Below are 24,832 nucleotides of genomic sequence, written 5' to 3'. Positions count from 1 at the left end.
CCCCGAGACCGTATCGTGCGGCGCCCCGCGCGATCCCGATCCGTCCGGCCCGAGGAGGACACCCGATGACGCAGAGCGACTCCGGCGGTGGTGCGCACCCCGCGCCCGGCCTGCCCGGGGGAGTGCTGGCGCCCGACCGGGACCCCTCCGCCGCACACACCGACCCGGGGGAGTTCCGCACCGTGGTGTGGAACGATCCCGTGAACCTCATGAGCTACGTGGTGCATGTCTTCCGCAGCTACTTCGGATACTCCCGGCCGGTCGCCGAACAGCTCATGCGGCTCGTGCACGAGGAGGGCCGCGCTGTCGTCTCCCGGGGGTCGCGCGAGACCGTCGAGAGGGACGTGCGCGCCATGCACGGATTCGGGTTGCGCGCGACCGTCGAACGCGCCGGCCAGGACGGGGATGCCTGATGGCACACGCCTTCCGCCGCCGCTCCGACGGTTCCGTCTCCTGCCGTCTCGAGCAGGAGGAGAAAGCGGTCATCGCCCAGATCGCGCAGGAGACACGGGAGCTGGTCCGTCAGGATCTCGGCCTCACCGAGGAGCCGGAGGCCGTGCGCCGGGCCGCCGACAGCGAGGACCCGCTGGAGCGCCTCGAGGCCGAGCTCGCCTCCACCAGTGCCCGGTCGCCCCGTGACCCCGCGGTGCGCCGCCTGTTGCCCGACGCCAGCGATGACCCCGAGGTGGCGGCCGAGATGCGTCGGTTGGGCCAGCATGACCTCGCCACAGCCAAGACCGAGGGCCTGGCGCGTCTCCTGCAGCTAATCGATGCCTCGGGCCTGCGGGAGAGCGAGGTCAGCGTGCCTGCCGAGGACGTCGAGGGCGTGCTGCGGTCCCTGACCGATCTGCGCCTGGTGCTGGCGGAGCGGCTGGGCCTGGAGCGCGACGGCGACTTCGAGACCCTTCGTATGATCGAGGAGATCGGCCGCCGGGTGCCCGGGGCCGCGGGGCGGGATGAGGAGTCCGACCTCACCGCCCTGATGGCGGCGGTGTACGAGTTGCTCACCTGGTTGCAGGAGAGCCTACTGCAGGTTCTGGACGACGGAACCATCGGGGGGACGGTCGACGGGCTCGGCGACGGGTTCGCCGATGGGTTCGACGACGGGTTCGGCCGTCGGCGCTGAGTGCCGGAAGGGTCTGTGAGTTCGGTTGCTTTCCCCGGAAGCCACCTCCGAGGCGGTCGCGGCGCGGCCTAGCCTTGGTGCGATGAACACTGCGCCCATCGGCATCTTCGACTCCGGCGTCGGAGGGTTGACCGTCGCGCGGGCCATCCTCGATCAGCTGCCCCACGAGGAACTGCTGTACATCGGGGACACCGCCCACACGCCGTACGGTCCGCGACCGCTCGCCGAGGTGCGCTCCCTTGCGCTCGGCATCATGGATGAACTGGTGGCGCGGGGTGTGAAGATGCTCGTCATCGCCTGTAACACCGCCTCCGCCGCGGTGCTGCGTGACGCCCGCGAGCGGTACGACGTCCCGGTCGTCGAGGTCATCCAACCGGCGGTGCGGCGCGCGGTGGTCGCCACCCGCAACGGTCGGATCGGCGTGATCGGCACCCTCGCGACCATCGGGTCCCGCGCCTATGAGGACGCCTTCGCAGCGGCACCCCAGCTGGAGATCACCTCCGCCGCGTGCCCCCGGTTCGTGGAGTTCGTGGAGCGGGGCGAGACCACCGGCCCCGAGGTGCTGGCCGCCGCCGAGGAGTACCTCGAGCCGGTGAAGGCCGCCGGGGTCGACACCCTGGTGCTCGGGTGCACCCACTACCCGATGCTCGCAGGGGCGATCAGCTACGTGATGGGTCCGGAGGTCACGCTGGTCTCCTCCGCCGAGGAGACGGCCCTGGACGTCTACCGGCTGCTCAGCGCGGCCGACCAGCTGCGCAGCGTCGGGGACTCGCCGCGCCACGTGTTCACGGAGACCGCGGAGCGCACGGGCGGCCCCACCATGTTCGCCCGTCTGTCGCAGCGCTTCCTCGGCCCGTCGGTCACCATGACCTCGACTCTGCCGGTGATCACGCCGTGAGGCTGCGGGTGATCGGCTGCTCGGGCAGTTTCGCCGGGAGCCGCAGCGCCGCCTCCAGCTACCTGCTGGAGCAGGAGGATGCCGACGGCCGCACCTGGCGGGTGCTGATCGACCTCGGCAGCGGGGCGTTCGGACCCCTGCAGAGCGTCATCGACCCGGCCCAGCTGGACGCGGTGGTGATCTCCCACCTGCACCCCGATCATTTCCTCGACCTCACGGGCCTCGAGGTGTTCTGGGCGTACAACGTGCGCACCGACCTGCCGGTGCTGGACATCCACGCTCCGGCGGCTCTCTGCGACCGGATGCGCGGGGTGATGGGCCGGGCCGGGGATGTGCCCGACGGCGTCGACTGTGCGCCCTTCAGACATGTCGTCATCACCGACGGTTACACCACGCAGATCGGCCCCTTCACCCTCGAGGCCCGTGCGGTGGTGCATCCGGTGGAGGCCTACGGTTTCCGGGTGAGCGCCGGAGGGGCGGTGCTCGCCTACTCCGGGGACTCCGATACTTGCGCGGCCCTGGACGAGCTGGCCCGCGGGGCCGATCTGTTCCTGTGCGAAGCCGGATACCTCGAGGGCCGTGATGACCGATTCCAGGGCGTCCACCTGACCGGTCGCCGCGCCGGGCAGACCGCCGCCCGCGCCGGTGTGCGCCGCCTCGCCCTCACCCACATCCCCGAGTGGACCGATCCCGCCGACACCCTGGCGGAGGCCCGCGCGGAGTACGACGGCGACCTCACCGTGGTGCGGGCGCTGGATATCCTCGAAGTCGCGCCCCGCGCCTGACGCGCGCCCGCCGACCCCGAGGAGACCCTGATGCCCGCACCCGCCCCGTCCGCCCCCGCGTCCGGTCCCCGCGTCGACGGCCGCGCCGCCGACCAGCTGCGTGCAGTACGCCTGACCCGCGGCTGGCTCGACCATGCGGAGGGCAGTGTGCTGGTGGAGTTCGGCCGCACGCGCGTGCTGTGCGCCGCGAGTTTCACCGAGGGCGTGCCGCGGTGGAAGAAGGGCTCCGGCACCGGATGGGTCACCGCCGAGTACGCCATGCTGCCGCGAGCGACCGGCACCCGGTCCGACCGGGAGAGCGTCAAGGGCCGCATCGGCGGCCGCACCCATGAGATCTCCCGCCTGATCGGCCGTTCCCTGCGCGCCGCCGTCGACCTCGACGCCCTGGGGGAGAACACGATCCAGCTCGACTGTGACGTGCTGCAGGCCGACGGCGGCACCCGCACCGCAGCGATCACGGGCGCCTATGTGGCCCTGGCCGATGCGATCGCCTGGGGCAAGCGCCACGCCGCGGTGCCCGCCGCCGCGGACGTGCTGCACGCCAGCGTCAGCGCCGTGAGCGTCGGTGTCGTCGATGGTCGCCCCGTGCTCGACCTCGAATACCGCGAGGATGTCGCCGCCGGCACCGACATGAACGTGGTGATGACCGGGGACGGACGCTTCGTCGAGGTCCAGGGCACCGCGGAGGGCGCCCCCTTCGACCGCGATGAGCTGAACGCCCTCCTGGACCTCGCCGCCGGCGGATGCGCCGAGCTCACGCGCCTCCAGCAGCAGGCCCTCGCGGAGGAGATCGGATGACCGCGCCCGTGGTCGTCCCCGCTAGCGCCCGCGCCCTCCTGGCGACACACAACCGCGGCAAACTCGAGGAACTGCGGCGGATCCTGGCCGAGGCGGTCCCCGGGTTCACCGAGGAGTCGCTGGTCTCCGCCGGCGGACTCGAGCTGCCGGACGTCGTCGAGAACGGCGTGACGTTCGCCGAGAACGCCCTGCTGAAGGCCCGGGCGGCCTGCGCCGCCACCGGGCTGGTGGCGATCGCCGACGATTCCGGCCTTGCGGTGGACGTGCTCGGCGGGGCCCCCGGGGTGTTCTCGGCCCGCTGGAGCGGACGCCACGGCGACGACGCCGCGAACAACGCCCTGTTGCTGGCCCAGCTCGGGGACGTCCCGGACGAGCACCGTGGCGCCGAGTTCGTCTGCGCGGCGGTGATGGTCACCCCTCAGGGGCGCGAGGTCGTCGAGACGGGGCGCATGCGCGGGCGTCTTCTGCGCGGCCCCCGCGGGGGAGGGGGTTTCGGCTACGACCCGCTGTTCATACCCGATGGGGAGGACCGCACCTCGGCGGAGCTCAGCCCCGCGGAGAAGGACGCCATCTCGCACCGCGGCCGCGCCTTCCGGGCGCTGCTCCCGGCGCTGCGGGACGCCCTGGCCTGATCTCGCCCCGGGTCAGCACACCCCGGCGTGGGCGAGGGCGCGCCGCACGATCACGTCGTGCCCGCCCTCGAGCTCTGCGAGGACCCCGTCCTCGGTCAGCTCGGACACGTCGAACCACCCCAGGTCCAGGGCGTCCTCCTGCGGGGCGGTCTCTCCGTCGACCGGCACGATGTACGCCAGGGAGATGGCATGCTGCCGCGGGTCGTGGAACGGGCTGAGCCCCGGGGTGGGGAAGTACTCGGCCACGGTGAACGGCACCGGGCTCACCGGGATCCGCGGCAGCGCCATCGGCCCGAGGTCCTTCTCCACGTGCCGGGAGATCGCTTCACGGATGGTCTCGTGCACCAGGATCCGACCGGAGACGATGGAGCGGACGATCCGTCCGGCGCCGCTGGCGCGCAACAGCAGCCCCACCTGGCTCACCTGTCCGTCGACGTCCGTGCGCACCGGCACGATGTCGACGTACGCGATCGGTAGCTGGCGGCGCAGCGCGGCCATGTGCTCGGGGTCGAACCAGGCCCCTTCGGTGTCGACGGCGGTGCGGTCCATGACGGCCTCCTGTGGCTGAGGGCGAGTGGTCAGAGGGGGCGGGGTGCGGCTCCGGGGATGAGCGCCGGTTTGTCGAGGATGAACCGGGGGTTCTGATCGTGCGACCGCACCTGCACGATCCGCTCCTCGGCGACGCCCGCGATCATCTCCACCCCCCAGGTCGTCCCCTCCAGGGTGATCACGGAGAGGGTGCCGTTGGGGATGGAGTCGAGCGGCCGCTCGGCGATGCCGGACAACAGGAAGCGGATCAGCGTGCCATGGGCGACGACCAGGACGTTCTTCCCCGGGAAACGCTGTTCGAGGTCCTCCAGGGCGTCGTATCCGCGGTCCGCGACCTGCTGGTGGTCCTCGCGACCGGGGAAGGAGCGATCCGGGTACAGACGTTCCATCTCGTCCACCGGTCGGCCCTCCGCGGCGCCCCAGTCGATCTCGCGCAGCCTCACGTCGGTGCCGCCCCAGGGGATGTCATGATCCTCGGCGATGATGCGTGCGGTCTGCTCGGCGCGCTGCAGAGGTGAGGAGACCACCGTGTCCCACGGGATCGCCGGCAGAGGTTCGAGGGCGTGATGCGCCTGCTCCCGGCCGGTGTCGTTGAGCGGGATGTCGCTGGACCCCTGGAACAGTCCGCGGAGGTTGTAGTCGGTCTGTCCGTGGCGGACGAGTCCGAACAGCGTCACGGCCTCACTCCTTCCTCGATGCGCCCTCGGCTGCCTCACCCGAGGCGGTGCGGGTGCCGGGTGCGCGAGGCGGGACTCGAACCCGCATGCCCGAGGGCACCGGAACCTAAATCCGGCGCGTCTGCCAGTTCCGCCACTCGCGCGCCCGCCCAGCGTACCCGCGGCAGGAACGGCGACGTGCCGGAGTCCGGGGCGACGCGGGTACGATGCCCAGGACACCCGACCGACGGATGGAGCATCCCCATGGGCAAGGACACCCAGGCATCCCTGACCGATATGCGCGACGAGGCCTACCGCCGCCAGGACAACCTGGCCGCCGACATCGACGAGCTGCTGGACCGTCTCCACCCGGTGCACGCCGCCAAGCGCTGGATGAACGAGGCCAAGTCCGTCGGCGCGGGTTTCTTCGTCGCCGATGACGGCAGCACCCACCTGCCCCGCGTGGCGGCGGTTGCAGGTGGCGTCATCGGCACGATCGGTCTGATCACCGGCCTGTCCGTTCTCGGCTCCCGCCGCCGCCGCGACTGAGCCCGCCGGCGCGCCCCCGCCGGGGCGCGCCTCCACCCTGTGGCCCCCGCTTCTCCGGCCCGTCGGGTTCCCGGACCTCGGGGCCGTCCCGCACTCTTCCCAGGAGCACCCATGACCTCCCTGACCGGACGCACCGCCGTCGTCACCGGATCCTCCCGCGGCGTCGGGGCCGACACCGCCCGACTCCTCGCCGCCGAGGGCGCGAACGTGGTCGTGAACTACCGGCAGAAGGCCCCGCGGGCGAACAAGGTCGTCGCCGATATCGAGGCCGCCGGGGGTGCGGCCGTCGCGGTCGGTGCCGACCTCACCGATCCCGAGGCGGTGCGCACGCTCATGCGGACCGCCGTCGACACCTACGGCTCCCTCGACCTTCTGGTGCTCAACGCCTCCGGTGGTATGGAGAAGGACCTCGGGGAGGACTACGCGCTGCGATTGAACCGGGACGCCCAGCTGGACGCCCTGCGTGCCGGGACCGAGCTGATGGCCGACGGCGGTCGCGTCGTGTTCGTCACCAGCCACCAGGCCCACTTCATCCGTGAGGTGGAGACCATGCCGGAGTACGAGCAGGTGGCGCTGTCCAAGCGCGCCGGGGAGGATGCCCTGCTGGCGGAGGTCCCCGCTCTGCAGGAACGCGGTATCTCGCTGGTCGTCGTCTCCGGGGACATGATCGAGGGTACCGTCACCGCCACTCTGCTGGACCGCGCCCGTCCGGGGGCGTTGGAGGAGCGCCGCGAGGCCGCCGGTCGCCTCTACTCGGTCGCGGAGTTCGCCGCCGAGGTGGTGCGCATGGCGCAGGCCGATGTGCCGACGGGCCACGTGGAGCTCGTCGGCGGCGCCGAGGACTTCCTGGCCCAGTCGGGCCCCCGGTCGCAGGACGCCTGACCCCCGGGTGGTGCGCACCCGGTCCGCGGTGCTCGACGCCCTGGTCGCGCTCACGGTCGAGGGTCGCACCTCGATCTCCGTGCATGAGATCGCGCGGGAGGCTGGGGTCAGTCGAGCCGCCCTGTACTCCCACTTCCCCAACGGGATCGAGGACATGGCCTTCGCTCTGCTCGACTCCTATGTCGAGGTGATCGACGCGATGACCCGGCAGGCGGGCCTCGACGGCGAGGGAGAGGGGACCGAGGGGCGGCTGCGGGCCCTGCTGCATGCGGTGGTGGAGGTCGCCGCGTGGCGTCGCCGGATGCTGGCCGCCGCCCTGGAATGGAAGCTGCCGGCCGCGGTGCGTGAAGCCGTGATCGACAACCTCGCCCAGCGTCTCGATCATGCCCTCACGGCCCGGCCCGGGGAGGAACCGGTCGGATGCAGCGGGGCACAGACCCGCGCCTACGCCGCCGGCCTCGTCACCGTGATCATCGACCGGCTCCGGGCCGAGAACGCAGACCGCCCCAGCGCCGACGAGCTTGAGACCATGGTGCTGGCCCTGGCCCCCGGTTGGCTGACCCCGCCTGAGAGCGGCGTCGGCATGTCCTGGCCGGCTCGCCCGACTGATTCGCCCGACCGCCCCCGGCCACCCCGCCCTGCGGACCGCCGCACCCCTGCCGTCCTCCCGTCACGTCCCGTCCGACCTTCTGAGAGCGAGAACCCCCACCCATGCTGGGCACCCTCTGGCGGCGCTATCTGCCGCCGTACACCCCTCTGCTCGTGGCCGTCCTGGTGCTGCAGCTGCTCGCCACCCTCGCCACCCTGTACCTGCCCAGCCTCAACGCCCGCATCATCGACGAGGGCGTTGCGGTCGGTGACACCGCCCAGGTGTGGCGCATCGGCGGCCAGATGCTCGCCGTGGCCCTCGCCCAGGTGGTGGTGGCGATCGCCGCCGTGTGGTGCGGCGCCCGGGTGGCGATGGCGCTCGGCCGCGACCTGCGCCGCGCCGTCTACACCCGCGTCGACGACTTCAGCGCCGAGGAGCTGGGTCGCTTCGGCGCGCCCACCCTCATCACCCGCGGCACGAATGACGTCAACCAGGTGCAGATGGTGACCCTGATGGGTCTGAACTTCATGGTGGCGGTGCCGATCATGGCGATCGGCGGGATCATCATGGCGATCCGGGAGGACGCGGGGCTGTCGTGGCTGGTGTGGGTCTCGGTGCCGGTGCTGCTGGTGATCGTGGGTTATCTGGTGTGGCGGCTGCTGCCGCTATTCCAGCGGATGCAGGGCAACCTCGATGATGTGAACGGCGTGCTGCGCGAGCAGATCATCGGCTTGCGCGTGGTGCGCGCCTTCGTGCGGGAGGACTTCGAGACCGGCCGCTTCACCGACGCGAACCGCGCCATCACCGAGACGTCCGTGGCGATCGGTCGCCTGTTCGTACTGATGGGCCCTCTGATCACGATGATCCTGCACCTGGCCACCGCCGCGGTGCTGTGGTTCGGCGGACATCGGGTGGATGCCGGGCAGGTGCAGATCGGCTCCCTCACCGCCTTCATGCAGTACCTGCTACAGATCCTGGTCGCGGTGATGATGGGCACCTTCATGATGATGATGCTTCCGCGCGCGGTGATCTCCGCCCGGCGCATCGGCGAGGTGCTCGAGACGCAGCCGAGCCTGCACGAACCCGCGTCCCCGCGTCTGCCGCAGCGGCGTGAGGGCCGCGTCGAGTTCCAGGACGTCACCTTCGCCTACCCCGGGGCCGAAGCCCCCGTGCTCGACGGCGTCAGCTTCGTCGCCGAACCCGGCACCACCACGGCGATCATCGGCTCCACCGGCGCCGGGAAAACCACACTGCTGAACCTGGTGCCGCGGTTGTACGACCCGACGCGCGGGTGTGTCCTCATTGACGGGGTGCCGCTGACGGAGCTGCCGCGCGAGGAGATCACCCGGGCGGTGGGCCTCGTGCCGCAGCGGGCCTACCTGTTCAGCGGCACCGTCGCCGACACCCTCCGCTTTGGAGCTCCCGAGGCCACCGAGGAGCAGCTGTGGGAGGCTCTGCGCATCGCTCAGGCCGAGGACTTCGTGCGCGAGCGGCGCACCGGGGAGGGGGAATCGGCCGCCACCGGGCTCGCCTCGCGCGTGCGCCAGGGCGGCACGGATCTCTCTGGCGGGCAGCGTCAGCGCCTGTCGATCGCCCGTACGCTCGTGGCGCGCCCGCGGGTGTATTTGTTCGATGACTCCTTCAGCGCCCTCGACGTCACAACCGACGCCCGCCTGCGGGCAGCCCTCGACGAGACCCTCGGTGACGCCACCCGGATCATCGTCGCGCAGCGCGTGGCCACCATCACCGGGGCCGATCAGATCCTGGTGCTGGATGCCGGTCGGATCGTCGCCCGCGGCACCCACCAGGAGCTTCTCGCCAGCAGTGAGACCTACCGCGAGATCGTCGACTCGCAGATCAGTGCGGAGGAGCTGGCATGACCTCGCGATCCATCCCCGAATCCGCCGGCGACCGGCACGCGCCCGACACCTCCGGCTTCCCGTCGGCGGACACCAGCGGTGATTCGACCGGGCCTCAGCACCTCAGCGACGAGGAGATCCTCGCGATCCAGGAGTCCGGCGCCACCGATGAGTGGGGTGGCGGGCCGGGGCGTCGCGCCAAGGCGTTCTGGCCCTCGGCCCGCCGCATGCTCGGCCTGTTCCGCGGCCACGAACTCGGCATCGCGATTGTCACCGCGATGGTCGTCGGCTCCGTGGTGCTGAACGTGTGGGCGCCGCACGTGCTGGGCCGCGCGATGGACGTCATCTTCGGCGGGGTGCTCTCCGCGCGGATGCCCGCGGGGGCCACCGCTGCTCAGGTGATCGAGGGGCTGCGTCGTGCCGGCCGCACCCAGGAGGCGGAGATGCTGTCCGGCATGACCTTCACCCCCGGGCAGGGGGTGGACTTCCCTGCGCTCGGCCGGCTGATCCTGATCGTCCTCGCGATGTACGTGGTGGCACAGCTGCTGATGTGGCTGCAGGGGCGCGTGCTCAACGACATCGTCATGCGGGTGGTGTTCGACCTGCGGCAGCGGGTGGAGGCCAAGGTCCACCGCCTGCCGCTCGCAGCCGTCGATGCGCGTTCCCGCGGTGATCTGCTCTCCCGCACCACCAATGACGTCGACAACGTCCAACAGGCCCTGCAGCAGGCCCTTGCGATGCTGCTGCAGTCGGTGCTGACCATCATCGGCATCGTCGGCATGATGCTGTGGCTGTCCTGGCAGCTGGCACTCATCGCGCTGATCGCCCTGCCGGTCGCAGCGGTGGTGGTCGGGGTGATCGGATCGCGCTCGCAGAAGCTGTTCGCCGAGCAGTGGCGCGAGACCGGCCGTCTCAACGGTCACATCGAGGAGTCCTTCACCGGCCATGAGCTGGTGACGGTGTTCGGCCGTCAGGCGGACATGGCCCGACGCTTCGAGGAACGCAACGAGGACCTGTTCTGGGCGGCGTTCAGCGCCCAGTTCCTCTCCGGCATGATCATGCCGATCATGCAGTGGGTGAACTGGCTCGGTTACGTCGGGATCGCCGTGGTCGGGGCGCTGCGGGTGGCGAACGGTCAGATGACCCTGGGCGCGGTGACCGCGTTCATCCAGTACTCCCGCGAGTTCAACCAGCCGCTGGGACAGGTGGCCGGCATGGCGAACATGCTGATCTCCGGTGTCGCGTCCGCGGAGCGGATCTTCGAGCTGCTCGATGACCCCGACCAGCCCAGTGACGAGGAGATGCGCTCGCGAGTCATGGCCGACACTGGAGCACACACCGCGGCACCGGGTGGCGGCTCCGCTGTCCGCGGGGAGGTCGAGTTCCAGCACGTCGCCTTCTCGTACACCCCCGAGGCGCCGCTGATCCGCGACCTCAGCCTCCTGGCCCGGCCCGGGCAGACGGTCGCGATCGTCGGCCCGACCGGCGCCGGGAAGACCACCCTGGTGAACCTGCTGCTGCGCTTCTACGAGGTCGATGCCGGGCGCATCCTGCTCGACGGGGTCGATGTGCGGGCCCTCGACCGGGCCGAACTGCGGTCCCGCACCGGGATGGTGCTGCAGGACGCGGTGCTGTTCGAGGGCACCATCCGGGAGAACATCCGCTACGGCCGACTGGACGCGACCGACGACGAGGTGATCGAGGCCGCGCGCGCCGCCTACGTGGATCGGTTCGTCCACGCCCTGCCCGACGGATACGACACCGTGATCGGCCAGGATGGCGAGTCGATCTCGGCGGGGGAGCGGCAGCTGATCACCATCGCCCGGGCGTTCCTGGCTCGGCCGACACTGCTGATCCTCGACGAGGCCACCAGCTCGGTGGATACCCGCACCGAGGTTCTGGTGCAGAAGGCGATGGCGGCGCTGCGCAGCGACCAGACCAGCTTCGTCATCGCCCACCGGCTCTCCACGATCCGCGACGCCGACGTGATCCTGGTGATGGAGCACGGCGACATCGTCGAGCAGGGGAGCCACGCGCAGCTGCTGGCCGCCCGCGGTGCCTACCACCGCCTGTACACCTCGCAGTTCCGCGGCGGCCTCACGGAGGAATGAGGGCCGGAGGCCCGGTGCTGGTGTGGGTGCCATCGGGGGTGACCACCAGGCTGAAGGTGCGGTCGCGACGCAGCTGCTCCACGACCGCCTCGACCAGACCACCGGGGCTGGAGCGGTCCACCGGGATCCCTCCGAGGGCCCGCATCACCGGGCCCTTCCATCCGCGGAACAGGGAATCTTTGCCCAGCCAACGGATGGAGATCCCCAGCCGCCAGGCGATCGCGAGCATGAGGACGAAGTCCCAGTTGGAGGTGTGCTGTGCACCGATCAGCACGGAGGAACGGGTGGGCGCGGGCGCAGTGCGCAGACGCCACGGACTGACGCCCAGAAGGCATGCGCGAGGAGGCGGCGGATCATGGGCTGACCGTACCCTGGTGGGGGCTTCAGAGGGTCATCGCGGCCCGACGGGCAGGTCGGGGTCGGGAATGCGAGAAGCCCCTGTCCGGGAGACAGGGGCTTCTGTGCGGGTGCGCCATCAGGGACTCGAACCCCGGACCCGCTGATTAAGAGTCAGCTGCTCTAACCAACTGAGCTAATGGCGCCAACGGAGGAAGACATTACCCGTGTTCGGCGTCCCGTCCAAGCCTGAGGGTCACCCGTGTGAGCGATGCGACAGCCCAGGTGGGTCGCCTAAACTCGGATGCCACCGTCCGCCCGAGGAGGAGAGTCGACGTGAGGATCGCGGTCACCGGCGCCACCGGAGTTCTCGGCCAGGAGGCGGTCACGGCGCTGGTCGCGGCGGGCCATGAGGTCACCGGCATCACCCGGCAGGATCGCGGCGTCCCCGTCGTGGAGGGCCGCGGCGCCCGCTCGGTGGTCGCGGACGTCTTCGACGAGACCGCGATGACCCGGGTTCTGCGCGGGCATGACGTCGTCATCAACACCCTCGGCCACATGCCGGTCGGGATGACGGCGATGCGCCCGCTCGCCTGGCGCGAGGATGACCGTCTCCACGCCGAGGCCTCGGTGGCGATCGCAGCGGGCGCGGCGCGCGCCGGGGTCCGCAAGCTCATCCAGGAGTCGACCGTGTACCTCTACCCGGACAACGGCGATGAGTGGATCGGGGAGGACAAGCCGCTGAGCGTGCGCAACCAGGCGTTCCGCCCCCGGGTGCAGGAGATGCGCGCGGCCGTGGACTTCGCCACCGGGGGGCGCAGCGCCGTGATCCTCCGGCTCGGGCAGCTGTTCGGCCGCGACCCGCAGAGCACCTACGCCCTGCGCGCCGTGCGTGAGGGCGACCCCATCCTGTTGGGGAAGCCCTCGAGCTACATCACCCTGCTCCACCATCGTGATGCGGGGCGAGCCTTCGTGGCGGCGCTGCAGGCGGGCAGCGGGTTCTACAACGTCGGCGGGGAGCCGATCCGTCGCGAGCGGTGGGCGAAGGACCTCGGTCGCGAGGCGAAGGCCGACGGGCCCGCGAAGTTCTTCCCCGAGATCGCGCAGACCCTGGTGGGTACGCGGCTCGACGTGCAGCGGCGGTCGCTGCGGGTCTCGTCCCTGCGGTTCCTCGGCGAGACCGGATGGCGGCCGACCATCGGCCCGTCGACCCCGGGCTGGTCACACCTCTGAGGCGGTCTCAGGACCCCTTGGGCCAGGAGTCCCGCACGGGGGCGCCACCCTCCACCACGGTCTCCGTCGCACCCGGAAGGTCCGTCCAGGAGTCCTGGGGGCGGTACCCGAGCTCCAGCATGGTGTTGGTGAGATCCCAGCGTCGGTTCGGGTTGTCGCTGATGGCGTAGTACAGGCCGAAGCGCACCTCCGCCTCGATGGCGCGGCGCACCACCCGGGCGGCATCGTCGGGACTCAACCACATCGCGCGCAGCACGTCCTCGTCGGCCTTCAGGGGGTCGTCGTCCACCCAACCGATGCGCAGGCAGATCACGTCCAGGCCGTGCTCATCGTGGTAGAAGCGGCCCAGGGTCTCCCCGAACACCTTCGAGACGCCGTACAGCGAATCGGGGCGCGGCACCTGATGCGGATACACCGGCCACTGCTCGTGGCGGTCGTACATCCCCATGGCGTGGTTGGAGGAGGCCAGGACCACCCGCCGGGTGCCCGCGCGACGGGCCGCCTCCAGCACGGTGCGGGTGCCGATGATGTTCGCCTCGAGCACCGCCTCCCAGTCGGACTCCGGGGATGCCGCTCCGGCCAGATGCACGATCGTGTCCACACCGTCCAACAGGGCCTGGACCTCGTCCACGCTGCCGAGGTCGGCGCGCAGCAGGGAGGTCTCCTGCCGGGAAGTGCGCGGCGTGCGGCCGTGCTCCAGGATCTCGTACTCGTCGCCGAGGCGCTCGACCAACCCGAGGCCCACGGCTCCGGTGGCACCGGTGATGAGGATGCGGCGGCGAGGATGGGCGGGCGTCCCGTCCTGTGATGCAGGGGCGGGTTTCTCGTGAGTGGTCATGCTCCCAGTGTGGGAGGCCTTCCCGAGTCCCGCCTGTGCGCCGGGGCACTCGCCGCGGCCGCCCGGCCAGGCGGGCGCACGCGGATCGCCTTCCGCTGGCGCGCACTGCTGCTCTCCCGTCCGGTGCATGCGGTGGTGCAACCGCTGCGCACGGACGAAAAACAGGGGGCCGAAAATGAAGATTCGGTGACGGATTTGGGTCACATTCGGCTGCTCTGGTGGGATCGGACGGTCCTCTGCGTCCCATCACCACCGCCACCTGGGGGTGCTGCGGCCGCCGGGGACTGCAGGCCACGAACCCGTGTGAGCGAGGACATCCTCAGGGGCGAAAGGGTGCGGTTCCAACTATCTCTGAATGCCGTATTCGGGGCGAACAAATATCATTACCGGCCGGTATCCGCTCATTCTCCAGGAAAGGAGGACGCCTATTCTCTGCGTCTGACGGGCGCCCCCACGTCTCGCGTGCTTCCCCGAGCACTTCGCGCCAGGCGGTCTCCGCGCCCTCGGGCTCCCGCCCCCGACCCCGAGAAAGGTTCAGCCTGTGACGTCTCAGATCTCTCGTCGCACGATCGCCCGCGGTATGGCGTGGTCCGTGCCGTGGCCGCCGTCTCCTCCCTTGCGCCCTCCTTCGCTGCCAGCAGCCCGACGATCGTCACCGAACAGTGCCAGGACAACCTCCCGGCCGGAGTGGGGCCGTACTGGCCGACCGACGGTTCCCACGTCTACTCGTCCACCGGTGGGGATGCCAACACCAACGTCACCACGGCGTTCAACTACGGCATGAACGACGCCTCCGGCGTCGGCTCCGTGAGCATCTACTTCGATGACGGTGCTGCCCAGTCGTGGGTCGCCGATCCCTACGTCACGATGAACAACGGCAACACCTACTGCGGCTTCGCCTCTCTCGGTGGCACGGCCTCTTTCGTCTCCCCCTCGGGTGTGAACTCCTCCACCTCCGTCATGTGGTACGGCACCGCGGGCCTCACCGACGACGCCCTGTGGAGCGGCGTCACCGCGCACCTGCCCTTCGTGTACTGGTGGACCGACCCGGCCACGGGGACGCTCTACAGCGCCCAGTACGAGATGCTGATCACCTACCCCACCACCGACGCGTTCTCCGCCGGTGTGCAGAACATGACGGTGCAGTTCGTGGAGGCGCCCTACGGCTGCGCCAACCAGCAGTGCACGTCCGAGACCCCGGTTATCCGCAACGTCACCCCGAACTACCCGGCGGCCGGCTCCACCGTCACCATCACTGGCTCCGGCTTCACCGGTGCCACCTCGGTGACCTACTACGGGCACGAGCTGCAGTACACGGTCGTGAACGACACCACCATCGAGGCCGTCATGCCGGATCCGTGGCCGGCAGGGTTGTCGTGGGGCATCGTCTACGACGTCGTGGTGTGCAACTCCACCGGCTGCTCCGACGGCTACGGCATCGCCCGCGGCGCCAACTGAGAGCCGCCACCGTCTCCGAGAGTCCTCCGGCACTCGAGCGGCACCACCTGACGCGCCGTCGTCCTGCGGGACGGCGGCGCGTCCGCGTATTCCAGGACGGCCCACCCTGTACTGGCCGTGGGGTAGGCCGTCGTGCCGCGGAGGACGACCCGTGCGTCACCCCCCAACGACGAATCGCGCCACCGCCTGCAGGCGATGACGCGATTCTCGATATGGGGTGAGCGACGGGATTTGAACCCGCGACCGCCTGGACCACAACCAGGAGCTCTACCAGCTGAGCTACGCCCACCATGCTGCGGACGAGCCGCAACGAGAGACCATCATACCCGGTCGGCAGCGCATTCCGTGCCCGGAGAGTACCGGAAGAGATGTGATGCCCGTCGCCTCTGGCCCCGGGTCGATCCCCGTGGGAGAGTGGAGGCATGATCGTCGCCTTCTCCGTGTCCCCGGCTGGTGAGCCCTCCGACCCGACCGTCCACCGTTCCCTCGGCCCAGGCGCTGACTCCGCCAGCGTCCACGACGCCGTCGCCGCGGCCGTCCGCATCGTGCGTGACTCCGGTCTGCCGCACCGGACCAGCTCGATGTTCACCGAGATCGAGGGGGAGTGGGATCAGGTGATGGACGTCGTCCGCCGCGCGACTGAGGAGGTCGGGCGCTACGGCTCCCGGGTCTCGCTGGTGCTGAAGGCCGATATCCGGCCCGGCCGCAGCGGGGAGCTCGACGGCAAGCTGCAGCGGCTGGAGGCGGCTCTGGACCGCGCCGCGGAGGGACGCGACCGTCCCGCCGACGAGCGGGCCTGAGCGCCAGCTCGGTGGTCAGACCGCTCGCTCCACGAGGCCGTCGCGCAGCGCGGCCGCGAGGGTCGGCGTCTGGGGCAGCCGGGGGATGAGCGTCGCCTGGAAGGCGTGGTAGATGTCGGGCTTGCCCGGCCAGGTCACGCCCTGCGGGGTGTTGTCGGGGGCGAGCTCATGGAACCAGGAGCCGTCCTCCGCGTCGATCAGATGCGCCGCGATGTACTCCCAGTACTGCTCATAGCGGTGCGCCCAGGCAGAATCCCCGGTGGCCCGGTACATCACCGCGCACGCCCCGACCGCCTCCGCGGCCACCCAGTGCATGCGCTCGCGGGTGACCGGGCTGCCGTCCCAGTCCACGGTGTACACGAAGCCCGGGGCGCCGTCCTGTCCGAAGGAGTCGACCGCCCGGGTCAGCAGCTCCTCGGCAGCTTCGAGCATCCAGGCCGGGGCCTCGCCCTCGAGAACCTCGAGAGCGGCGCGCGCGTGCAGCGCCAGGCGCGCCCACTCGATGCTGTGGCCGATCGTCGCGCCGTAGGGACGGAACGGATGCGCGGGCTGGTCCCGGTTGTAGTCCGGCAGGGGCGTCCAGTCGGCGTCGAAGTGCTCCGGGATCCACCAGTCGTGGGCGCGCGCGAACTCGTCGAGGGCGCGCTGCAGGATCCCGGTCGCGCGATCCAGCCAGCGCCGTTCCCCGAGAACATCCGCGGCAGCGAGCAGCGCCTCGACGGTGTGCATGTTCGCGTTGATGCCGCGGTAATCCTCCAAGGCGGTGAAGCTGCGGTCGAACACGTCCACGCTCATCCGCGCCTCGGCGTCGAAGAAGCGCTCGTCCAGCACCTGCAGAGCCTCGTCCAGCAGCTCTCGCGCCCCGGGACGCCCGGCCGCGGTCGCGGAGGCCGCGGCCAGCACCACGAAGGCATGGGCGTAGGCCTGCTTCGAGTCGTCCACCGGGGTGCCATCGGCCACAGCGGCGAACCAGCCGCCGTGCTCCGCATCACGGAACACCCCGCGCAGCGAGGCCACCCCGTGGTCGGCGAAGCGTCCGCAGTCGGGGCGGCCCAACAGGTGGCCCAGGGCGAAGCAATGCGTCATCCGGCAGGTGATCCACAGCTCCGCCGGGTGCGACAGGTCCAGTTCCCCCTGTTCGTCGAGCCAGCCGAAACCACCGTCCTCGCGCAGCGACGCCGCCCCGAACTCCAGCAGGGCATCACCCTCTCCCTCCAGCCACGCCCGGTGCGAGGGACGCTCGAGCCACGGCACGGGCGTCGGCAGCGGGCCGCCGACGGCGGCGTCCACGGGGGCTGCGGGGGCGGGCTCGGCATCGGGCACGATCTCCAGGGCCTTCGCGGCGGCCTGCGCCTGCGGGGTGGTCGGTCCGGGCGGCGCGGTGAACAGCACCTCGCGGTAGTACTTCAGCTCCTGGATGGATTCGAGGATGTCCGCCAGCGCCCGGTGCCCACCGTGCTTGACGGGGGTGTTGAAGTACACCCGCGGGAACCAGCGCTTGGCGAGCTCCTTGAGGCTGGAGACGTCGATGGTGCGGTACGACAGCCACTCAGCGAACTCGGGGACGTCCTTCTCCAGGAAGGCGCGGTCGGTTCCGACACTGTTGCCCGCCAGCGGCGCCTTCCCGGGCTCGGGGCAGTACTGCCGCACGTAGTCGAGGCACACCTGCTGCGCCTGCTCCAACGTCATGCCGTCCGCAAGCTCATCGAGCAGACCCGAGGTGGTGTGCATCTGCCGCACGAAGTCGTTCATCCCGGCGAGGGCCTCAGCCGGCGGGGCGATGACCACATCCACCCCCTCGCCCAGGATGGTGAGGTCACCGTCGGTCACGAGCACGGCGATCTCGACCAGCGCGTCGCGCTGCTTGTCCAGACCGGTCATCTCGCAGTCGACCCAGATGATCCGATCGGTGGTCTCGGAGGCGGAGGCGGCGGAAGTCACCGGCTCAGGGTACCGCCGGGGAACAGGCAGGGCGTGCGGGGCGTTGCTCCGACGGCGGGGTGGGACCGACACCTGCCGCCGCGCACCACAGACACACCAGGCAGGAGGCACGACCGATGCAGCAGCCACGGCGACTGGGCATTCTCGGCGCGGGGAAGGTGGGCATCGTGCTCGCCCGGCGCGCACTCGCCGCCGGGTATCAGGTGCGGATCGCCGGTTCGGGTGCCCCGGACCGGATCGCCCTGATCACCAGTGTGCTCGCGCCCGGGGTGACGGCCGTGACGAAGGAGGAGGCGGCCGCGGACTCGGACGTGGTGATCCTGGCGCTGCCGCTCGGCAAGCACGCCGGCATCCCCGTCGAGCAGCTGCGCGGCACCCTGGTGCTGGATGCCATGAACTACTGGTGGGAGACGGACGGGCCGATCGAGGAGTTGTCCGGTCCGGCGGCGTCCACCAGTGAGTTCGTGCAGCAGTTGCTGCCGCACTCCCGCGTGGTGAAGGCCTTCAACCACCTCGGGTACCACGGCCTCGAGGACTGCGCCCGACCGGCGGGGGACCCGCAGCGGGTGGCGGTGGCGCTCGCCGGGGCGGAGTCGGATGTCGCCGAGGCGGCCCGGATCGTCGACGACCTGGGGTTTGATCCACTGCCTATTGGGGACCTGCGACAGGGGGTGCGGCTGCAACCGTTCACCGAGGCTTTCGGGGCGCGTCTGCCACGGGCGGAGCTGCGGGACGTGGTGGAGCGTTTTCCGCAGACCGACCGCGGACGCGTCGTCACGGAGGCGCTCGCGGCGGCCGACCGGGGGCGGTGAGCCCGGGGGCGCGCCGGTCAGTGAACCGGGGCCGCCCCGGAGGAACAGGGTGCCCCCACCCGGACTCGAACCGGGGCCGCCCCGGAGGAACAGGGTGCCCCCACCCGGACTCGAACCGGGAACCTGCGGATTAGAAGGCCGTTGCTCTATCCATTGAGCTATGGAGGCGGGTCGGTGGGACCGACTCGACCATGCTAGTCAGCGCGGTCCCATCGCCGGACCACCGGCGGCGCTCCGGGCGGTCGGGGCTGGCAGCGGGGGCAGGTGTAGACGGATCGCTCGCCCTGGTCGGGGGCGGCCGGGTCGATGATGTATTCGCGCACGATACGGCTGCCGCAGCGGCGGCAGGGTCTGCCCACCCGGGCGTACACCCACAGGTCGCCGTCGCGGCCCATCGCCCCGCCGGTGGTGATCCGCCGGTACCGGTCGCGGTTCGCCCGCAGCAGCCGATGCGCGAGGTCCACGGTGTGCGCGGGGTCCGGCAGCGCATTGACCGGGGCCAGCGGGTGGATCCCCTCCAGGAAGCAGATCTCCGAGCGGTACACGTTCCCGATGCCCGCGAGGATCCGTTGGTCCAGCAGGGCGAACCCCACGGCCCGAGTGCCCGCCTGCTGGAGGGCACGGGCGGCCTGAGCTGCGAGTTCGGGCCCCCAGTCGGGATCCAGCAGATCCGGGCCGAGGTGTCCGATCAGGCTGGCTTCCTCCGCGGTCGGCACAAGCCGCACCTGCTGCACGTCGAGGCCGAGCGCCCGCACCGTCTCCCCATCGGGGCGGGTGGCCTCCAGGAGGATGCGGATGGTGTGCGGGGCCTTCGCGCGCGCGTCCTCGCGGCCCTCGTCGCGGGGGCGCACCAGCCGGCCCCCCCGTTCCACCCACCAGGTGCCGTCCATCATCAGGTGCGAATGCAGGGTGAGGAGCCGCGGGGTGTGCTCGGACGCGGCCATCGGGGAGCTGAGACGGATCAACAGATGCTTCCCGCGGGGCACGACCTCCTCGACACGCCACCCGCTGAGGTTCTCGGTGGCGTGACGCGGAACCCGCAGCTCTGCGCGGTCCAACTGCGACCCGGCCAGAGCGTCATGCAGCACCGCGCACTGCCGGTACACGGTGTCACCTTCGGGCACGGTCACCTCCGCTCTGGCCGGTCGGCCGTGTCTCGGGCAGGTCCCCGGCCCGCACCCGCAGGGAACGGGGGGAGCGGTAGGCCCCGGCCGCCTGCAGCTGCTCGACGATCTCCGCCGCCGCGGGGGAGTCCAGCGGCGCGCCATTGATCCGCTCCACACTGAGCCGCGGCAGGACGGCGCGCCGTCCCACGGCCTCCACCAACAGCCGCGCGGTCAGGGCCGTGTGCTCGGCATCGGCCCACCACAGCAGGCTCTTCCCCCCGCGGTCGACCACGGCGGCGGGGCGTCCGTCCACCAGGACGACCAGGGCTCCGGCGCGGCGTGCGGGGTGGGGTGCGGCGGCGGAACCGGGGGCGTCCTGCGGCAGCTCGGGCCAGGGCAGGGCGGCGCCGTAGGGGTTCGCGGGATCGGTGGTGGCGAGCACCGTGCCGGTGGGGCGACGGTGGGTGTCGCGCAGCTCGCGTTCGGCGTCTCGCAGCCGGTTGACCGCCTCCGTCGCGGCGAACTGCGAGGCCCCGAGGCCGTCGAGGAAGTACCCCCGCCGGACCGCCCCGGAGTCCTCCATCGCCGCCAGGGTGCGGTACACCGCGGCGAAGGATCCGGGGATGTCCTCCACGGTGAAGGCACCGCGGGTGAGGATCGCGTGGCGGTCGAGCAACAGGGTCGCGAGGGCGACGGACCGGGCACCGGGCTCCAGAGGGTCGACGCGGACGGCCGACCATCGCCCGGAGCCGATGCCACCGCCGGATGCACGATCCGCGGCGGCCGGTCCTCCGACGCCCCCGCCGGCCGCGAGTGACGGGTCGCGCAGCACCGCGGCGGAGAGTCGTGCCGCACCGCGCCGGCTGAGCCGCCGTGCGCCCGCCCGGGACGGGGCCGTCGTGCGGGCCGCACCGCCGCCCGCCGCCCCGATGCCGTGCCCGGTCACCCACTGGCGGGGCAGGGCCAGGCTGTCGCAGGTGACGAGGGAAGCGAGCGCGAGCTCGGTGAGGGCCTCCCCGATGGCGGTGCCCGTCGGCGGGTCCTCCGAGGTCTCGTGCAGGGCCTGCTGGATCTCCCCGGCGCGCAGCGCCCCGGGGGTCGACCGCAGCAGCGTGAGCACCCGGGCGGGCAGCCCCTCCGGGTCCAGTCCCGCCTCGGCGGCGGCCAGCTGCTCCGGGTCCAGGCTGAGGGGCAGCGCCTCGGTGAGGTGCAAGCGGATGTGGGCATCGCGGGTGCCGAGCCGCCCGTGGGCGGTCCAGCTGACCTCCCCGCTGGCGAGCAGCCCATCGAGCAGGCCGGGCGACATGTCCCGCACCCGCGCGGGGAGGACCTGGCTCTCCCACACCGACATCGGCAGGGTCACCCCGGCGAGCTGGTCGATCGCGGTCAGCAGCCCGTCGGCGCCGCGCAGTGGGGTGCCTTCCACGTGCTGCCACCGCCCCAGCAGCAGCGCGTACGCCGCCGGGTCGGCCGGGGCGATGGCCTCCCGGGTCGCGGCGAGGCTCGCCCGGCGGATACGGGTGAGCACCTCCGGGTCCACCCACTCCTCCCCGTCACGTCCGGGGGTGAACTCTCCGCGCTGCAGACGGCCGTCGACGGCGAGCCGCTCCAGCAGCATCGACGCCAGAGAGGGGGCGAGGGCGAGATCTCGCGTGAGCTCCTGGGCGGTGAAGGGTCCGCGGGTCCGGGCCCAGCGGTGCACCACCTGGTCGGCGGCGTCGGTGACGGGCTCCAGCAGCACCCGGGGGATGCCGGGCGGCAGCATGACGCCGAGACCATCACGCAGCACGGCGGCATCCTCCACCACCGCGATGCGCTCCTCACCACCCAGGCGTACCGTCACCACTCGGTGCCTGTCCTGCAGCGGCGCCAGCAGATCCTCGGCCGAGACGTCGTCGGCGGTGCGGCGGGCGATCTCCGCGGGTCGCAGCGGTCCCAGGCGTCGCAGTGCGTCCGCCAGCTGCTCGGGGGAGGACAGGCGGGAGCGCTCGTCGAGACCCTGCAGCTGCGCGTGCACACGGTCGATGACCTCCGCATCGAGCAGCTCGCGCAGGCTGGTGGTGCCCAGCAGTTCAGCGAGCATCCCGGGGTCCAGGGCGAGGGCGGCCGCGCGGCGCTCCGCCAGGGGGGCGTCGGAGTCGTAGATGAACTGCGCCAGGTACCCGAACAGCAGCGATCGGGCCAGTGGCGACGGCTCCGGGGTCTCCGCCTCCACCACGGTGGTGCGGCCGGAGCGGATGTCCCCCAGGACGTCCAGCAGGGCCGGCAGGTCGTACACGTCCTGCAGGCATTCCCGGGCAGCCTCCAGCATGATCGGGAACTGCGGGTACGGGCTCGCGGTCTCCAGCAGCTGGGCGGACTTCTGCCGCTGCTGCCACAGTGGGGAGCGCGAGTTCGGGTCCCGCCGCGGCAGCAGCAGCGCCCGGGCGGCGGCCTCCCGGAACCGGGCGGCGAACAGGGCGGACCCGCCGATGCGCTCCCGCACGATCCGGTCGGCCTCCTCCGGGTCCAGCAGCAGCAGGTCCGCGCCGGGCGGCTCGTCGCCGTAGGGGAGCCGCAGCACGATGCCGTCGTCGGCCGCCATCACCTGCCCGTCGAGCCCGAAGCGTTCCTCCACCCGGGCCTGGATGGCGAGTGCCCACGGGCCGGTGATCCGCTGCCCGAGGGGGCAGTGCAGGACCAGGCGCCAATCTCCGAGCTCGTCTCGGAACCGCTCCACCACCAGACGGTGCTCCCCGGGCACCGCGCCGGTCGCCTCGAGTTGGTCCGAGAGCAGGGTCGCGACGGCCCTGGCGGCGTTCTCGTCCAGGCCGGTGCCTGCCAGGGCCGAGCGGATCGTCGGCCCGTCGGTGCCCGCGTAGTCGTCCATGAACGCGGCGATCCGTCGGCCCGTCTCCACCGGCCGTCCGGCGCCGTCGCCGTGCCAGAAGGGGATCTTGCCAGCCATGCCGAGGGCGGGGGAGACGTTCACCCGGTCGTGGGTGATCTCCTCGATCCGCCAGGAGCTGGTGCCGAGGGTGATGACGTCACCGCGGCGGGATTCGTACACCATCTCCTCGTCGAGCTCCCCGACGCGTTTGGCCTGATCATCCTCGGCACCGGTGACCAGGTAGACCGGGAACAGGCCACGATCGGGGATGGTGCCGCCGCTGGTGACGACCACTCGCTGCGCACCGGGCCGGGCCTGCAGCACCCCGGTGTCACGATCCAGCACCAGCCGCGGCCGCAGGTCGCTGAACGCGGTCGAGGGGTACCGGCCGGTGAGCAGATCGATGACCGCGTCGAACGCGGAGCGCGGCAGCGCGGCGTAGGGGTAGGCGGTCCGCACTCGCGCGAACCAGTCCTCCACCGGGAGGTCCTCTTCGAGAGCCGCACTCACGGTGTGCTGCGCCAGGACGTCGAGAGCGTTGTGGGGGATGTGCACCGGCTCGATCCGACCGGCGAGCGCCTCCCGCACGGTGACCGCGGCGCGCAACACATCCGTGGGGTGCAGCGGGTGCAGCACGCCGCGGGAGACATCACCGACGCTGTGACCGGCTCGGCCGACCCGCTGCAGCAGGCTCGCCACCGACGGCGGGGTCTCGACCTGCACCACGAGGTCCACGGCGCCCATGTCGATCCCGAGTTCCAGGGAGTTCGTCGCCACCACGCAGCGCAGGTCTCCGCTCTTGAGCTGTTCCTCGATGTCGTGACGCCGCTCCTTCGACATGGAGCCGTGGTGGGCCCGGGCCAGCTCCCCGGGCAGATCGTCGACACCGTCACCGGCGTCGTTCCCGGCGTCACCCCCGGTGGCCTCGGCCGCAGCGGCCAGACGGCGAGTGTGCAGACGGTTCAGCGCCGACGTCAGGCGCTCCGCCTGGCGGCGCGAGTTCACGAACACGATCGTGGAGCGATGCGCGAGGACCTTCTCGAGCACCGCCCGCTCGACATGCGGCCAGATGGTGCCGGAGACGGCCTCATCTTCGGAGGCGTCCTCGGGAGGGCCGATCGCCGCGAAGTCCCGGATCGGCAGACGGATGGACAGTTCCCACCGTTTGGAGGACGGTGGGCGCACGATCGTGGGTCGGGGTCGACCGTCGGCGGAGCCGAGGAATGCAGCGATCTCCGCGGCGGGTTCCACGGTGGCGGACAGTCCGATCCGCTGCGGCGCGCGCCGGTGCCCGCGACGGGTCACCAGCTCGTCGAGACGCGCGAGGGACAGGGCCAGGTGCACCCCCCGTTTGGAGGCCGCGACGGCGTGGATCTCGTCGACGATCACCGTCTCGACCGTCGTGAGGGTCTCCCGCGCCGCCGAGGACAGCATCAGGAACAGCGACTCCGGGGTGGTGATGAGGATGTCGGGCGGGGTCGCCACCAGGCGACGACGCTCCGCGGGTGGGGTATCCCCGGTGCGGATCCCGACGGTGACCCGGGAGGTCGGCACCTCTGCCGCAGCGGCCGTCTGCTCGATCCCCACCAGCGGCGAGCGCAGGTTGCGCTGCACGTCGGCACCCAGAGCCTTCAGCGGCGACACGTACAGCACGCGGGTCCCGGCAGTGTCGTCTCCCGCGTCCGGTCGGGCCAGAAGCAGCCGGTCGATCGCCGTGAGGAACGCGGCGAGGGTCTTGCCCGAGCCGGTCGGGGCGATCACCAGGGTGTCGTCCCCACGGCTGATGGTGCGCCACGCCTCCTCCTGCGCGGCGGTCGGTTCCCCGAGGGCGCGCCGGAACCACCGACGGGTCGGTTCCTGGAAGGCGTCCAGCGCGCGGGGTGCGGTCACCCGTCCCATTCTGGGGTCGACCCCTGACAGTCGAGACGGCGGGATGTGACTGCGGAGGTCGAGGAGGCGCGGTGTGCACTGAGCCTCCGCTCAGAAAAGGGTGCCATCATGGCAG

20 protein-coding genes, 4 tRNA genes and 2 pseudogenes are annotated in these 24,832 nt (G+C 71.4%); 15 read left to right on the top strand and 11 right to left on the bottom strand.

Features of this window, described 5'->3' with window-relative positions:
- The first annotated feature begins 65 nt into the window (after positions 1–65).
- The 6 genes from clpS (at position 66) to rdgB (ending at position 4,239) form a co-directional block, all read left to right on the top strand.
- Positions 66–413: an ATP-dependent Clp protease adapter ClpS gene (gene clpS, locus JSY14_RS02680; RefSeq protein WP_259557221.1), complete on the top strand. Its 348-nt coding sequence runs from the start codon at positions 66–68 to the stop codon at positions 411–413.
- Complete coding sequence (locus tag JSY14_RS02675; protein WP_259557220.1) at positions 413–1,126, top strand: DUF2017 family protein; 714 nt, start codon at positions 413–415, stop codon at positions 1,124–1,126. Before clpS ends, JSY14_RS02675 begins: the two co-directional genes overlap by 1 nt.
- Before the next feature lie 82 nt (positions 1,127–1,208).
- Positions 1,209–2,024, top strand: coding sequence for a glutamate racemase (gene murI, locus JSY14_RS02670; RefSeq protein WP_259557219.1), 816 nt, complete (start codon positions 1,209–1,211; stop codon positions 2,022–2,024).
- A complete protein-coding gene (locus JSY14_RS02665) occupies positions 2,021–2,809 on the top strand; it encodes an MBL fold metallo-hydrolase (RefSeq protein ID WP_259557217.1) in 789 nt (262 codons plus the stop codon). The genes murI and JSY14_RS02665 overlap by 4 nt, the downstream gene beginning before the upstream one ends.
- A gap of 30 nt (positions 2,810–2,839) precedes the next feature.
- Positions 2,840–3,607 (top strand): ribonuclease PH, encoded by a 768-nt coding sequence (gene rph / locus JSY14_RS02660; RefSeq protein ID WP_259557216.1) that lies wholly within the window; start codon positions 2,840–2,842, stop codon positions 3,605–3,607.
- Complete coding sequence (gene rdgB, locus JSY14_RS02655; protein ID WP_259557214.1) at positions 3,604–4,239, top strand: RdgB/HAM1 family non-canonical purine NTP pyrophosphatase; 636 nt, start codon at positions 3,604–3,606, stop codon at positions 4,237–4,239. The genes rph and rdgB overlap by 4 nt, the downstream gene beginning before the upstream one ends.
- 12 nt (positions 4,240–4,251) lie before the next feature.
- On the opposite strand, the gene JSY14_RS02650 is transcribed toward rdgB, so the two are convergent.
- The 3 genes from JSY14_RS02650 to JSY14_RS02640 all read right to left on the bottom strand — a co-directional run bounded on the left by JSY14_RS02650 (position 4,252) and on the right by JSY14_RS02640 (position 5,608).
- Complete coding sequence (locus tag JSY14_RS02650; protein WP_259557213.1) at positions 4,252–4,788, bottom strand: NUDIX hydrolase family protein; 537 nt, start codon at positions 4,786–4,788, stop codon at positions 4,252–4,254.
- 29 nt (positions 4,789–4,817) lie between these two features.
- Positions 4,818–5,465, bottom strand: coding sequence for a histidine phosphatase family protein (locus JSY14_RS02645; protein WP_259557212.1), 648 nt, complete (start codon positions 5,463–5,465; stop codon positions 4,818–4,820).
- Between the two features lie 61 nt (positions 5,466–5,526).
- Positions 5,527–5,608 (bottom strand) — tRNA-Leu (locus JSY14_RS02640).
- Positions 5,609–5,708: 100 nt separating this feature from the next.
- Between JSY14_RS02640 and JSY14_RS02635 the strand changes: the two genes are divergently transcribed.
- From JSY14_RS02635 to JSY14_RS02620, 5 genes and pseudogenes are all read left to right on the top strand, one after another.
- Positions 5,709–5,993 carry a hypothetical protein gene (locus JSY14_RS02635; protein ID WP_259557211.1) on the top strand — a complete coding sequence of 95 codons (285 nt, stop codon included), beginning with the start codon at positions 5,709–5,711 and terminating at the stop codon, positions 5,991–5,993.
- 111 nt (positions 5,994–6,104) lie between these two features.
- On the top strand, positions 6,105–6,875 hold the full coding sequence (locus tag JSY14_RS02630) for an SDR family oxidoreductase (protein WP_259557210.1): 771 nt from the start codon (positions 6,105–6,107) through the stop codon (positions 6,873–6,875).
- A pseudogene (locus JSY14_RS12515) lies at positions 6,793–7,008 on the top strand (TetR/AcrR family transcriptional regulator); the annotation flags it as partial. The gene JSY14_RS02630 and the pseudogene JSY14_RS12515, both read left to right, overlap by 83 nt.
- Before the next feature lie 578 nt (positions 7,009–7,586).
- A complete protein-coding gene (locus JSY14_RS02625; protein WP_259557209.1) occupies positions 7,587–9,344 on the top strand; it encodes an ABC transporter ATP-binding protein in 1,758 nt (585 codons plus the stop codon).
- Complete coding sequence (locus JSY14_RS02620) at positions 9,341–11,434, top strand: ABC transporter ATP-binding protein (RefSeq protein ID WP_285892240.1); 2,094 nt, start codon at positions 9,341–9,343, stop codon at positions 11,432–11,434. The genes JSY14_RS02625 and JSY14_RS02620 overlap by 4 nt, the downstream gene beginning before the upstream one ends.
- A 25-nt stretch (positions 11,435–11,459) precedes the next feature.
- On the opposite strand, the pseudogene JSY14_RS02615 reads toward JSY14_RS02620, so the two are convergent.
- Together JSY14_RS02615 and JSY14_RS02610 are read right to left on the bottom strand one after the other, a co-directional pair.
- Positions 11,460–11,791: pseudogene (locus tag JSY14_RS02615) on the bottom strand (1-acyl-sn-glycerol-3-phosphate acyltransferase); the annotation flags it as partial.
- A gap of 111 nt (positions 11,792–11,902) precedes the next feature.
- A tRNA-Lys gene (locus tag JSY14_RS02610) sits at positions 11,903–11,976 on the bottom strand.
- 130 nt (positions 11,977–12,106) lie between these two features.
- Between JSY14_RS02610 and JSY14_RS02605 the strand changes: the two genes are divergently transcribed.
- On the top strand, positions 12,107–13,003 hold the full coding sequence (locus JSY14_RS02605; RefSeq protein ID WP_259557208.1) for an NAD-dependent epimerase/dehydratase family protein: 897 nt from the start codon (positions 12,107–12,109) through the stop codon (positions 13,001–13,003).
- Positions 13,004–13,010: 7 nt separating this feature from the next.
- Here JSY14_RS02605 and JSY14_RS02600 read toward each other — a convergent pair whose 3' ends face one another.
- Positions 13,011–13,841 carry an NAD-dependent epimerase/dehydratase family protein gene (locus JSY14_RS02600; RefSeq protein WP_259557207.1) on the bottom strand — a complete coding sequence of 277 codons (831 nt, stop codon included), beginning with the start codon at positions 13,839–13,841 and terminating at the stop codon, positions 13,011–13,013.
- Positions 13,842–14,438: 597 nt separating this feature from the next.
- Between JSY14_RS02600 and JSY14_RS02595 the strand changes: the two genes are divergently transcribed.
- The gene (locus JSY14_RS02595; RefSeq protein WP_259557206.1) at positions 14,439–15,299 is read left to right on the top strand and encodes a choice-of-anchor Z repeating domain-containing protein; all 861 of its coding nucleotides are present in this window, start codon (positions 14,439–14,441) and stop codon (positions 15,297–15,299) included.
- A gap of 213 nt (positions 15,300–15,512) precedes the next feature.
- On the opposite strand, the gene JSY14_RS02590 is transcribed toward JSY14_RS02595, so the two are convergent.
- Positions 15,513–15,588: transfer RNA gene (locus JSY14_RS02590), tRNA-His, on the bottom strand.
- 133 nt (positions 15,589–15,721) lie between these two features.
- On the opposite strand from JSY14_RS02590, the gene JSY14_RS02585 reads away from it, so the two are divergent.
- Positions 15,722–16,099, top strand: coding sequence for a thiamine-binding protein (locus JSY14_RS02585; protein WP_259557205.1), 378 nt, complete (start codon positions 15,722–15,724; stop codon positions 16,097–16,099).
- Positions 16,100–16,114: 15 nt separating this feature from the next.
- On the opposite strand, the gene orn is transcribed toward JSY14_RS02585, so the two are convergent.
- Entirely contained in the window at positions 16,115–17,980 is a 1,866-nt protein-coding gene (orn, locus tag JSY14_RS12440; protein WP_432803647.1) for an oligoribonuclease, read from the bottom strand.
- A 176-nt stretch (positions 17,981–18,156) separates the two neighbouring features.
- Here orn and JSY14_RS02570 point away from each other — a divergent pair, with 176 nt between their 5' ends.
- Positions 18,157–18,852: an NADPH-dependent F420 reductase gene (locus JSY14_RS02570; protein WP_259557204.1), complete on the top strand. Its 696-nt coding sequence runs from the start codon at positions 18,157–18,159 to the stop codon at positions 18,850–18,852.
- A gap of 95 nt (positions 18,853–18,947) precedes the next feature.
- Here the strand turns inward: JSY14_RS02570 and JSY14_RS02565 are convergent.
- The 3 genes from JSY14_RS02565 to JSY14_RS02555 all read right to left on the bottom strand — a co-directional run bounded on the left by JSY14_RS02565 (position 18,948) and on the right by JSY14_RS02555 (position 24,726).
- Positions 18,948–19,020: transfer RNA gene (locus JSY14_RS02565), tRNA-Arg, on the bottom strand.
- Between the two features lie 26 nt (positions 19,021–19,046).
- Positions 19,047–19,976 (bottom strand): DNA-formamidopyrimidine glycosylase family protein, encoded by a 930-nt coding sequence (locus tag JSY14_RS02560; protein ID WP_259557202.1) that lies wholly within the window; start codon positions 19,974–19,976, stop codon positions 19,047–19,049.
- Entirely contained in the window at positions 19,963–24,726 is a 4,764-nt protein-coding gene (locus JSY14_RS02555) for an ATP-dependent helicase (protein ID WP_432803593.1), read from the bottom strand. Before JSY14_RS02555 ends, JSY14_RS02560 begins: the two co-directional genes overlap by 14 nt.
- Positions 24,727–24,832: the final 106 nt, after the last annotated feature.

The sequence above is a fragment of the Brachybacterium sillae genome (genome assembly GCF_025028335.1).
Lineage (GTDB): Bacteria > Actinomycetota > Actinomycetes > Actinomycetales > Dermabacteraceae > Brachybacterium > Brachybacterium sillae.
The sequence above is the reverse complement of the archived record's forward strand: the minus strand, read 5'-3'. Positions and strand labels throughout refer to the sequence as shown.

What these genes read in the sequence shown, in the direction of transcription:
- murI (WP_259557219.1), top strand. Translation starts at nt 1,209, where the DNA reads ATGAACACTGCGCCCATCGGCATCTTCGACTCCGGCGTCGGAGGGTTG.
- orn (WP_432803647.1), bottom strand. Translation starts at nt 17,980, where the DNA reads ATGACCGGTCTGGACAAGCAGCGCGACGCGCTGGTCGAGATCGCCGTG.
- JSY14_RS02675 (WP_259557220.1), top strand. Translation starts at nt 413, where the DNA reads ATGGCACACGCCTTCCGCCGCCGCTCCGACGGTTCCGTCTCCTGCCGT.
- clpS (WP_259557221.1), top strand. Translation starts at nt 66, where the DNA reads ATGACGCAGAGCGACTCCGGCGGTGGTGCGCACCCCGCGCCCGGCCTG.
- JSY14_RS02630 (WP_259557210.1), top strand. Translation starts at nt 6,105, where the DNA reads ATGACCTCCCTGACCGGACGCACCGCCGTCGTCACCGGATCCTCCCGC.
- JSY14_RS02585 (WP_259557205.1), top strand. Translation starts at nt 15,722, where the DNA reads ATGATCGTCGCCTTCTCCGTGTCCCCGGCTGGTGAGCCCTCCGACCCG.
- JSY14_RS02625 (WP_259557209.1), top strand. Translation starts at nt 7,587, where the DNA reads ATGCTGGGCACCCTCTGGCGGCGCTATCTGCCGCCGTACACCCCTCTG.
- JSY14_RS02570 (WP_259557204.1), top strand. Translation starts at nt 18,157, where the DNA reads ATGCAGCAGCCACGGCGACTGGGCATTCTCGGCGCGGGGAAGGTGGGC.
- JSY14_RS02620 (WP_285892240.1), top strand. Translation starts at nt 9,341, where the DNA reads ATGACCTCGCGATCCATCCCCGAATCCGCCGGCGACCGGCACGCGCCC.
- JSY14_RS02635 (WP_259557211.1), top strand. Translation starts at nt 5,709, where the DNA reads ATGGGCAAGGACACCCAGGCATCCCTGACCGATATGCGCGACGAGGCC.
- rph (WP_259557216.1), top strand. Translation starts at nt 2,840, where the DNA reads ATGCCCGCACCCGCCCCGTCCGCCCCCGCGTCCGGTCCCCGCGTCGAC.
- rdgB (WP_259557214.1), top strand. Translation starts at nt 3,604, where the DNA reads ATGACCGCGCCCGTGGTCGTCCCCGCTAGCGCCCGCGCCCTCCTGGCG.
- JSY14_RS02650 (WP_259557213.1), bottom strand. Translation starts at nt 4,788, where the DNA reads ATGGACCGCACCGCCGTCGACACCGAAGGGGCCTGGTTCGACCCCGAG.
- JSY14_RS02555 (WP_432803593.1), bottom strand. Translation starts at nt 24,726, where the DNA reads ATGGGACGGGTGACCGCACCCCGCGCGCTGGACGCCTTCCAGGAACCG.
- JSY14_RS02600 (WP_259557207.1), bottom strand. Translation starts at nt 13,841, where the DNA reads ATGACCACTCACGAGAAACCCGCCCCTGCATCACAGGACGGGACGCCC.